The sequence below is a fragment of the Psychrobacter cibarius genome (genome assembly GCF_016107535.1).
GTDB lineage: Bacteria > Pseudomonadota > Gammaproteobacteria > Pseudomonadales > Moraxellaceae > Psychrobacter > Psychrobacter cibarius.
On the sequence record NZ_JABASQ010000057.1, the window covers coordinates 1 to 1385 of the forward strand.

The window sequence follows — 1385 nt, forward strand, 5'->3', positions numbered from 1 at the left end:
CCTAAACTATTTCATAATATGGGTTGTACTAATTTTATTGTGGATTGACTATAGCAAATAAAATACTCCCCTATAATTTTTATGTTTCAAAACACGTATTTTAAACAGAGAGAGCCGCATGAAACTATTCAACTTTACCACCTTAACCGCTATCGGTCTTCTAAGTTCTAGTCTACTCGCCATGCCAGCTTTTTCGGCCAGCTTTGATTGCGGTAAAGCCAGTACCTGGATCGAAAAAACGGTCTGTAGTAACTCTGAGCTATCACAACTTGATGAGAATATGGCAAAAAAATATAAAGCCGAGTTAGCGAGTGCTGATAATGAGGACTATAGCCAAAATCATAGAGTTATCACTAAAAATGCTCAGCGGCAATGGTTGAAGTTTCAGCGAAACACTTGCCAAAGCGAAGCCTGCCTCATTAGAGAATATCAAGAATATCTAGGTAAAAAGAGTCTCAATGGCGTAACTTGGGGCGATGCAGAAAGCTTAAGCACTTCTGAGCTACCCAATAAAACAGCCTTTGGTAAATTTGCCACTACGGTAAATATCTCCATGTATAACCCGGATACTCAGCGCTGGGAAGATACGGGTAAGGTAACCAATGCAGTTTCTATTCATAAAGTTTCTGACAAACCTTATCTTGCCATCATTGATGGAGATTTAATTTTCACCAATGCTCATTCGTGCAGTCTCGATAATGAAAAAGCCATGTGGTCAGAGAACCATTGGGTATTAAACGATTATCAAGCGGGTAAGACCGTTGAGCTGCGTTTATATCCGGCCATCTATCAAGGCAAAACTCAGCTGTTATTCAAAGATATCAATAACGACTACCGAGAGTCGCGCTGCGGTATGCGTGGTTATTTTGATGGGATTGTTATGGATAATAAATGAGGGAGAAGTGTTTTGTAGGGTGGGTTAGCGGTAGCGTAACCCACCATTATTGATAATAAAAACAAAAAAACTATGCCAAATTATATTAGAAACAGAAACTCTGGAGCCACCTACTTTTTTACTATTAATTTGCATGACCGTCAGAGCAATTTGCTCATCACACAGGTCAATGAGTTGCGACAGGCTTATCAAAAGGTGCAGCAAAAAATGCCCTTTACCACTGACGCCATCGTCATCTTACCCGATCATATCCATGCGTTATGGACACTACCTGATAATGATACGGACTATCCCACTCGCATCCGCCTATTTAAAAGCCATTTTACCCGCCAGTTATCAGCGCATTTAAAACACACCAATAATCGCAGCCGAAATAGGCAAAAGGAATCAGGCGTTTGGCAAAGACGGTATTGGGAACATACCATTTTAGATGATTGAGAACGAATGGTTTCAGACTCAAAGCCGCTTTCATCCATGTATACAATAGCAA

2 protein-coding genes are annotated in these 1385 nt (G+C 40.4%); both read left to right on the forward strand.

Annotated features, from left to right (window positions below; all coding sequences use genetic code 11):
• Positions 1 to 118: 118 nt before the first annotated feature.
• Complete coding sequence (locus JFC08_RS13565; RefSeq protein WP_198331104.1) at positions 119 to 895, forward strand: lysozyme inhibitor LprI family protein; 777 nt, start codon at positions 119 to 121, stop codon at positions 893 to 895.
• A gap of 72 nt (positions 896 to 967) precedes the next feature.
• Complete coding sequence (locus JFC08_RS13570; RefSeq protein WP_193007178.1) at positions 968 to 1333, forward strand: REP-associated tyrosine transposase; 366 nt, start codon at positions 968 to 970, stop codon at positions 1331 to 1333.
• The last annotated feature ends 52 nt before the right edge of the window (positions 1334 to 1385 follow it).